The sequence below is a fragment of the Arthrobacter sp. UYEF21 genome (genome assembly GCF_040546085.1).
GTDB lineage: Bacteria > Actinomycetota > Actinomycetes > Actinomycetales > Micrococcaceae > Arthrobacter.
Window position 1 is genome coordinate 58,599 of record NZ_JBEPNF010000020.1, and the last position, 8,072, is coordinate 66,670.

The following is an 8,072-nucleotide window of genomic DNA, read 5'->3' on the forward strand; positions in this document are numbered from 1 at the left end:
GGCGTTCCCGCGTCAGGGGTATCCCGCAGGAGGAATCATGGAAGACCACAATCACCACCATTCGGGTGGGCAGGTGGGTGTAGAGGGTCAGGACGTGCCGAGCCAACACAGCGCTCCGGGCCACGGCACCCCTGAGCATACGGCCCACACCCACCACCCCGCGCAGAACCACACGGACGATGACCACACCGTCCACGCCCATGGCCAGCACGCGGGCCACAGCACGGCCATGTTCAAGAACCGCTTCTGGCTGACACTGGCCCTCTCGGTTCCGGTGGTCTACTTCAGCCCCATGGTGGGGCACCTGCTCGGTTACATGCCGCCGATGTTTCCCGGTTCGGCCTGGATTGCGCCCGTGCTGGGAACCGTCATCTTCCTCTACGGAGGCCAGCCGTTCCTTAAGGGCGGAGTCCAGGAGCTGAAGAACCGGCAGCCGGGAATGATGCTGCTGATCGGCATGGCCATCACGGTGGCGTTCGCGGCATCCTGGGTCACGAGCCTGGGAATCGGCGGCTTCGATCTGGACTTCTGGTGGGAGCTTGCCCTGCTGGTGGCCATCATGCTGCTGGGCCACTGGATCGAAATGCGGGCCCTCGGGTCGGCGCAGGGCGCGCTGGATGCCCTCGCTGCGCTGCTGCCCGACGAAGCCGAACGCGTCACCGCTGAAGGCACTGAAACCGTCCCTGTGTCCGAACTCCGTGAAGGCGATACCGTCCTGGTCCGCTCCGGGGCCAGGATGCCGGCCGACGGGACGGTGGTGGACGGTCAGGCCGAATTCGACGAGTCCATGATCACCGGCGAATCCAAAACTGTCCCCCGGACGGTGGGTGACGCCGTGGTGGCAGGAACCGTGGCCACTGACAACAGCGTCCGCGTCCAGGTCACCGCCGTCGGCGAAAATACCGCCCTCGCCGGGATCCAGCGGCTGGTGGCCGAAGCCCAGGCCTCATCCTCGAAGGCCCAGGCCCTGGCCGACCGTGCTGCCGCTTGCCTGTTCTACTTTGCCGCCGGGGCCGGCGTCATCACCTTCATTGTGTGGAGCCTGCTGGGCAGCGTGCCGGAGGCCGTCACGCGCACCGTCACCGTGCTGGTCATCGCCTGCCCGCATGCCCTGGGCCTGGCCATTCCGCTGGTGATCGCGATTTCCACGGAACAGGCAGCACGGGCGGGCGTCCTGATCAAGAACCGGATGGCGCTGGAACGCATGCGGACCATCAACGTTGTCCTGTTCGACAAGACCGGCACCCTGACCACCGGGGAACCTGACCTGAAGGATGTTGCCGCCGCGCCGGGCGTGGACGCTGACAGCCTGCTGGCACTGGCCGCCGCCGTCGAATCCGACAGCGAACATCCCGTTGCCCGCGCTATCGTCCGTGCCGCCCGCGGGCGGAACCTGACGCTGCCGCGGGCCACCGGTTTCAGCTCGCTGATGGGCCGCGGCGTTCAGGCGACCGTGGGCGGCCGGACCATCCACGTCGGCGGCCCCGCACTCCTGCGCGAACTCGGCGCCGTCGAGCCTGAAGAGCTGATGCGTTCCACCCGGGGGTGGATGGACCGCGGCGCGGCCGTGCTGCACGTGCTCGACGGCGGCACCGTCCTCGGGGCGGTCAGCCTCGAGGATTCGGTGCGGGCGGAGTCGCGGCAAGCCGTGGCCGCCCTTCAGAACCGGGGAATCAAGGTGGCCATGATCACCGGCGATGCCCACCAGGTGGCCCAGGCCGTCGCGGCGGACCTGCATATCGACGAGGTGTTCGCCGAGGTCCTGCCCGCTGACAAGGACAAGAAAGTGGCCGAACTCCAGGCCCGCGGCCTGAAGGTGGCCATGGTGGGCGACGGCGTCAACGACTCCCCTGCGCTTGCCCGCGCTGAGGTGGGAATCGCCATCGGCGCCGGAACCGACGTTGCCATGGAATCAGCGGGCGTGGTCCTGGCCGGGAACGATCCGCGCGCAGTACTGTCCATGCTGGATCTGTCCCGCGCCAGCTACCGGAAAATGTGGCAGAACCTGGTGTGGGCCACCGGCTATAACGTCCTGTCCGTGCCGCTGGCCGCGGGCGTCCTGGCCTTCGCCGGCGTGGTGCTTTCCCCCGCTGCGGGTGCAGTGCTGATGTCCGTTTCCACCATAGTGGTGGCCCTCAACGCCCAGCTGCTCCGGCGAGTGAAACTGAACCCGTCCGAGGTTCGTTGAATCAAGGAACGCTGGTTAGCGGCGCGATGAGAGGAGGCAGCACCATGACGGCAACCGCACGCACGGTGTCCGCCGCCCTCCTGCGCGCCGCCCTGGCAGCGGCCGTGCTGGCACTCATCGCCGGGCTCTTTGGCATGCACGTGATGACCGGAACCATGCCGCCCACGGGAATCACACGGCGGCGGTGCAGGCGACTGGGGGGCACGCTGTTGAGGGGCACACTGTTGAGGGGTACACTGCGGGCAGTCACGCAGGGGCTGGCCATGGCGTTACCGGCCACGATGCCAGCGGGCACGAAGCCGCCAGAGACTCCGGGCAGCCCGTCGCCGGTGCTCCCGCCGCCGCCATCACCTCCTGCTCAGGCTCGTGTCACGAGATGATGCAGGCCGGGACGTCCTGCATCCCCTCCGCCAAAGCCGGCGCGCTGACCGTCTACCCACCCCACGAAACCGGCGTCGCCGTCCACCCAGGACCGGCAGCCCGCACCGGGCCGGTCATCGAGCACTCCCACACTCCCGCGAGCCCCACGCCCTGCGACCTGTCCATCAGCCGGACGTAAACCGGACTGCGCCACGCACACAAATCACCCACGGCACAGCCCCCCTACGTTTAGAAGGACCTTTCCCATGAACACGAAGATTCGAAACATCTCTATGGCCGCCGCCCTGGCGGCTTCCCTGGGCCTGGCAGGCTGCGCAGCCTCGTCCACCCCCGCCGACGGAAACACCATGTCCGGCATGCACAACGGCAGCTCAAGTCCCATGGCCAGCATGATGCCGGACGCCAACGCAGCCCATAACCAGTCGGACATCATGTTCGCCCAAATGATGATGCCGCACCACTCCCAGGCCGTGGAGATGAGCCACATCATCCTGGCGAAGCAGGGCATCCCCGCCGAAGTCACCGCCCTCGCCACCAAAATCAAGGCAGCCCAGGCGCCGGAAATTGAGACAATGACCGGCTGGCTGAAAACCTGGAACCAGCCCACAGGAATGATGACCGGCACCACCATGCCCGCCCACTCGATGGACGGAATGGTGGATGAAGAGGGAATCAACAAGCTCAAGGCAGCCCAGGGGGCCGACGCCGCCCGGCTGTTCCTCGAGCAAATGATCGGTCATCATGAGGGCGCCATCGAAATGGCCCAGCAGGAGGTCGGCGCCGGAAAGTACCCGGCTACCATCCAGCTCAGCCGGGACATCGTCACCTCGCAGGAAGCAGAGATGGTGGAGATGAAGGCACTGCTGGCCAAGATGTAGCCAGCAGCCTCGAGGCACCGGCCCGCTGCGGGCCGGTGCCTCCGGCCACCCCGGGCCAGGCTCAGACCTGCCGAATCCGATGGGCCTGATTAAATCCACCGACGGCGGCATGTCCTGGGAGCAACTCTCACGCCAGGGGGAGTCGGACTTCCACGCACTCACGGCGGCCAAGTCCGGCATCGTGGCCTTCGACGGCACCCTGCGCACCAGCCCCGACGGGAAGACCTGGTCCGTGCAGGCCGCCGGTTTCGTCCCTGCAGCCCTGGCCGCGGACCGAGAAGGGACGGATCGACGGGCAGGTCCAGGCCATCGCGGCAGTGGAGGTTCCGGGCGCCGACGCCCGGGTGTGGGCCGCCACCTCCACCGGAATGGTGGTATCCACCGACGGCGGGGCCACATTCCGGCCCCCGGCAGCCGGCTGACCCGGTCGCTGCCGCGGCCCTCACCGTGCTGGGGCGTCGCCGGCACGGTCCCGTGCTACGTTGAAAGACGGGCCGTACCGGTCCGGCGCCCCGCTGGAAAAGAGAAGCTCCTTGGAATCCCCCGCACCTGCCCCTGCACCCGTGAGGATCCTGACCGTCTGCACCGGAAACATCTGCCGCTCCCCCGTGGCCGAGCGGCTGCTGCAGGCCGGGCTGGACCAGGTAATGCCCGGTGCGTTTGAAGTCACCAGTGCAGGGACCCGGGCCATGGTGGGCGACCCCATGCAGCCACTGTCCGGGGACATCGTGCGCACCTTCGGCGGGAACCCTGACGGCTTCGTCTCCAGGCAGCTGACCAGCAAGATCCTGCGCGGCGTGGACCTGGTCCTGACCATGACCTCCGGCCACCGCGGCGAAGTGCTCCAGCTGGACGCCTCGCTGCTCAAGCGCACCTTCACCATCCGCGAGTTCGCCAGGATGCTGGACGTCCTGGACCACCGCGCCGATGCCACCGCAGACCATCCCGGAAGGGCCGACGGCGGCGCTCCCCTGGGCGCCAACACCGCCTTCTGGCGCGGGCTGCCCGCCCGGGCCGCGTCCGTGCGGCACCTGTCACTGCCCGCGGACTCCGCCGAGAACGACATCATCGACCCCTACCGGCGGGGGCCCCAGGTCTACCGCCAGATGGAAGACGAGCTTGCCCCGGCGATCGTCTCCGTCCTGCGCCACGCCCGCCTGAACGTATCCGCTTAACCCGGCGCGCCGGCGTCGTACGCGCACCACCCGGGCACTGACTTCGGCGCCTGTTTTGGGAGGTGCTAAAGCGTTAGGAAAACGACACACACCCCCTATGGCGGGAACTTGGCGCGTGGCGGACACTGAGTCATGGAAAGCACCCCGAGCGGGCATGACAGGATCGGACCAGGCACCTCAGGCCCACAGGCACCCGGACCCACACCGCTGAAACGCCGGCGCTTGATAGCGGTTGTCTTGTCACTCCTGCTGGTGGCCGTGGTGGCCGTGTCGGCACTGGTCTTCAGCCGCCCGGCGGCGGAGGTGGCAGCTCCGCAGCCCACTTCGACGGAAACGCCCACGGCCACCCTCACCCCGTCTGAAACGCCGCCGCCGCCACCGGCACCGGCAGCTCCCCCGCCGCCCGAACCCATCGCCGATCCCCCCGCAGCGGCCATGAACATCCTGGTGGTCGGCAGTGACAGCCGCGGCAACGCGCGCGAACAGGCGGCCCACACGGCGGCCACGGGCGAGTCCCAGGACCACCGCTCCGACGCACTGATGGTGGTCCACGTTGCGGCGGACCGCCGCACCCTCTACGTCATTTCCATCATGCGCGACCTGTGGGTGGACATCCCCGGATACGGCGGCTCGAAGATCAACGCCAGCCTGGAACTCGGTGGGATCGACCTGACGGCGCAGACTGTGGAATCGCTGCTTGGCATCCACGTTGACCACACACTGATGTTGGACTTCAACGGTTTCCGGGCCCTGACGGACGGGCTGGGAGGAATCGACCTGAATGTGCCGTTCGCTTTCCAGGCCACGTTCGATACCGGGCACGCGTTTTCTGCCGGCATGAACCACCTCGACGGCCAGGCCGCGCTGGAGTTCACCCGCGAGCGCTACGCCTTCGTGAACGGCGACTTCCAGCGGGTCCAGAACCAGCGGATCATGCTGCGCGCCATCCTGGCCAGGCTGACGGCCGGCGGCGCGCTGAACGATGTCACCGCCGTCCGCTCGATCGTGGAGTTTGCCGCCTGCTGCCTCACCGTGGACAAGGGCTTCGATCCGGTCCAGACGGCCATCCTCGCCTACAGCCTGCGCAACCTGGACGTGAACGCGGTGGGCACCATGACGCTGCCCACTGCCGGTCCTGGCATGGTGGCCGGGCAGTCCGTGTTGTTTCCGGACTACGGCGGCATCAACGCCGTGGCAGCCGCGCTCCGGGAGGGCAGGATCGGCGAATACGCAGTGCCGTAGGCCCTCACCCCGGGCCAGGCCTCTCCCCGGTTGCGGGTGACAGAAGTTCACCCTGCCGCGTCCTGGTGTTAACCGGCCCGCGCCGGCCGGTTCACGGCGGCGCGCAACTGTGGGTGCATGACTGATATTTCGCGCCGCACCATTGTCAAGGGGTCCGTCCTCGCCGCCGCCGCTGCTGCCGTGCCGGCCGCCGCCCACGCTGCCTCGCCCGCACGCCCCGCCGTCGCCGGGATCGCACTCGTCCGGAACCGCCTCACCCTCCCCAGCGGCATCGCCACCGGCGATGTCACCGCCGATTCCGCCGTGCTGTGGTCCCGTGCCTCAGGGCCTGGCAGGATGCTGGCCACTCTCCGGGCAGTGGACGACGGCGGCGCAGTGCTGAGCGGGAAAGGTGCCTTTGAGCGCACCCTCCGCGGCCCGCGCGCCACCCAGGCATCCGATTTCACCGCCAAGATGCACGCCGGCCACCTTCCCGCCAACACCCGGTTTGCCCTGGAGATCAGTTTCGAGGACGACGACGGCGCCGCGGGTGAAGCCGTCAACGGAACATTCCGGACGGCACCCGACAACGGGAGCTTCAACTCCGGAAACGCCGGCGCCAACGGCAACGGACACGCGGGCGGCGACGGCCCGGCGTCGTCCGTCCAGAGCTTTGTGTGGACCGGCGACACCGCCGGCCAGGGCTGGGGCATTAACGAGGAAATCGGCGGGATGCGCGGCTACCGGGCCATGCACAACACCCGGCCGGACTTCTTCATCCACTCCGGCGACACCATCTACGCCGACGGGCCTATCGCCGAAACGGTCGTGGAACCGGACGGGCAGATCTGGCGGAACGTAGTGACCGAGGAGGTCGCCAAGGTGGCCGAAACCCTCACCGAATTCCGCGGCCGGCACCGCTACAACTCGCTGGACGCCAACATGCGCGCCATGTTCGCCGACGTTCCCGTGATCGCCCAGTGGGACGACCACGAGACCCACAACAACTGGTACCCGGGGCAGGTCATCGACGACGCCCGCTACACCGTGCGCGATGTCAACACCCTCGCCGCGCGCGGTCGGCAGGCGTGGCAGGAGAACATGCCCATCGCCGACAGTTCGGCGCTGTGGCGCCCCGGAACGTTCGACGACGGCGGCCAGTACCAGCCCGCGCGCATCTACCGGAAGATCACCCGCGGCCCGCAGCTGGACGTCTTCTGCCTGGACATGCGCACCTTCAAGTCCCCGAACACGGACGGGAAGGAACCGTACGCCACGTCCATCCTGGGCCAGGAGCAGGTGGACTGGCTGATCCGAGAGGTGTCCAAATCCAAGGCCACCTGGAAGGTCATCGCCGCCGACCTTCCGCTGGGCATCATCGTCCCCGACGGCCCCGTCAACGAAGAAAGCATCTCCAACCGCGACAACGGCGCGCCGCTGGGCCGCGAACTGGAGATCGCCGGCGTGCTGAGCGCGTTCAAGCGCAACGGCGTGAAGAACATCGTCTGGCTGACCGCGGACGTGCATTACTGCGCCGCGCACCACTACTCCCCCGAACGTGCAGCCTTCACGGACTTCGATCCCTTCTGGGAATTTGTGGCAGGCCCCATCGCGGCAGGCTCCTTCGGGCCCAACGCCATGGACGGCACCTTCGGCCCGGAAGTGGTGTTCGCCAAGGCGGGCCGGTTGGCCCAGTCACCGCGCGACGGCGAGAGCCAGTTCTTCGGCCACGTCCAGCTCGGCGAGGACAACACGTTCACGGCCAGCCTCCGCAATGCAAACGGGGCCGTGGTGTTCGCCAAGACCCTGACGCCGGAGCGGTAGGCGTTCAGGCAGTCAGCCGGCACCGCTGCGGGTCGGGTCCGGACGCAGCGGTGCCGGCCCCGGATCCGGGACGGGAAGCGGGCCGGGAGGTTCCGGCGTCGGCATGGGGCTGGGCCTCTCCGGGCCCGGGTGGCCGGGATGGGTGGGATCCGGCGATAGCGGATCCGGTCCGGGTTCCGGCGGGAACGGCTCGGGTTCGTGCACTGGCGGGATGGTCATGGAACTTCCCCTCTCAGGCTGGGCGTCTTCGCGTAATCAGGATACGCCCAGCCTGCGTTTCCCCTCTACGGCCGGATTCCATGCCCTCCTTAGCCTTGATCCACCGATGAGGTTGGGATCGGGTCCGGCGTTTTAAACACGAAATGCCCGTCTTTTGGGGGAAAATATGGCTTACCACAGTCAAAA

At 67.9% G+C, this 8,072-nt stretch carries 8 protein-coding genes; 6 read left to right on the top strand and 2 right to left on the bottom strand.

The window, feature by feature from the left end; genetic code table 11:
* Positions 1-37: 37 nt before the first annotated feature.
* From ABIB27_RS17270 to ABIB27_RS17280, 3 genes are all read left to right on the top strand, one after another.
* Complete coding sequence (locus tag ABIB27_RS17270; protein WP_354217753.1) at positions 38-2,188, top strand: copper-translocating P-type ATPase; 2,151 nt, start codon at positions 38-40, stop codon at positions 2,186-2,188.
* 184 nt (positions 2,189-2,372) lie between these two features.
* Positions 2,373-2,747 carry a hypothetical protein gene (locus ABIB27_RS17275; protein WP_354217754.1) on the top strand — a complete coding sequence of 125 codons (375 nt, stop codon included), beginning with the start codon at positions 2,373-2,375 and terminating at the stop codon, positions 2,745-2,747.
* 67 nt (positions 2,748-2,814) lie between these two features.
* Positions 2,815-3,447 carry a DUF305 domain-containing protein gene (locus ABIB27_RS17280; protein WP_354217755.1) on the top strand — a complete coding sequence of 211 codons (633 nt, stop codon included), beginning with the start codon at positions 2,815-2,817 and terminating at the stop codon, positions 3,445-3,447.
* A 127-nt stretch (positions 3,448-3,574) separates the two neighbouring features.
* Here the strand turns inward: ABIB27_RS17280 and ABIB27_RS19510 are convergent, their stop codons facing one another.
* Positions 3,575-3,829 carry a hypothetical protein gene (locus tag ABIB27_RS19510; RefSeq protein WP_502909263.1) on the bottom strand — a complete coding sequence of 85 codons (255 nt, stop codon included), beginning with the start codon at positions 3,827-3,829 and terminating at the stop codon, positions 3,575-3,577.
* Positions 3,830-3,980: 151 nt separating this feature from the next.
* Here ABIB27_RS19510 and ABIB27_RS17290 point away from each other — a divergent pair, with 151 nt between their 5' ends.
* From ABIB27_RS17290 to ABIB27_RS17300, 3 genes are all read left to right on the top strand, one after another.
* Positions 3,981-4,622: an arsenate reductase/protein-tyrosine-phosphatase family protein gene (locus ABIB27_RS17290; protein WP_354217756.1), complete on the top strand. Its 642-nt coding sequence runs from the start codon at positions 3,981-3,983 to the stop codon at positions 4,620-4,622.
* A gap of 132 nt (positions 4,623-4,754) precedes the next feature.
* Positions 4,755-5,864 (top strand): LCP family protein, encoded by a 1,110-nt coding sequence (locus ABIB27_RS17295; RefSeq protein WP_354254448.1) that lies wholly within the window; start codon positions 4,755-4,757, stop codon positions 5,862-5,864.
* 117 nt (positions 5,865-5,981) lie between these two features.
* A complete protein-coding gene (locus ABIB27_RS17300) occupies positions 5,982-7,667 on the top strand; it encodes an alkaline phosphatase D family protein (protein ID WP_354217758.1) in 1,686 nt (561 codons plus the stop codon).
* Positions 7,668-7,679: 12 nt separating this feature from the next.
* Here ABIB27_RS17300 and ABIB27_RS17305 read toward each other — a convergent pair whose 3' ends face one another.
* Positions 7,680-7,886 (bottom strand): hypothetical protein, encoded by a 207-nt coding sequence (locus tag ABIB27_RS17305; RefSeq protein ID WP_354217759.1) that lies wholly within the window; start codon positions 7,884-7,886, stop codon positions 7,680-7,682.
* Positions 7,887-8,072: the final 186 nt, after the last annotated feature.

Excerpts from the sequence above, each read along its gene's own strand:
- ABIB27_RS17270 (WP_354217753.1), top strand. The coding sequence starts at position 38 with ATGGAAGACCACAATCACCACCATTCGGGTGGGCAGGTGGGTGTAGAG.
- ABIB27_RS17280 (WP_354217755.1), top strand. The coding sequence starts at position 2,815 with ATGAACACGAAGATTCGAAACATCTCTATGGCCGCCGCCCTGGCGGCT.
- ABIB27_RS17295 (WP_354254448.1), top strand. The coding sequence starts at position 4,755 with ATGGAAAGCACCCCGAGCGGGCATGACAGGATCGGACCAGGCACCTCA.
- ABIB27_RS17300 (WP_354217758.1), top strand. The coding sequence starts at position 5,982 with ATGACTGATATTTCGCGCCGCACCATTGTCAAGGGGTCCGTCCTCGCC.
- ABIB27_RS17305 (WP_354217759.1), bottom strand. The coding sequence starts at position 7,886 with ATGACCATCCCGCCAGTGCACGAACCCGAGCCGTTCCCGCCGGAACCC.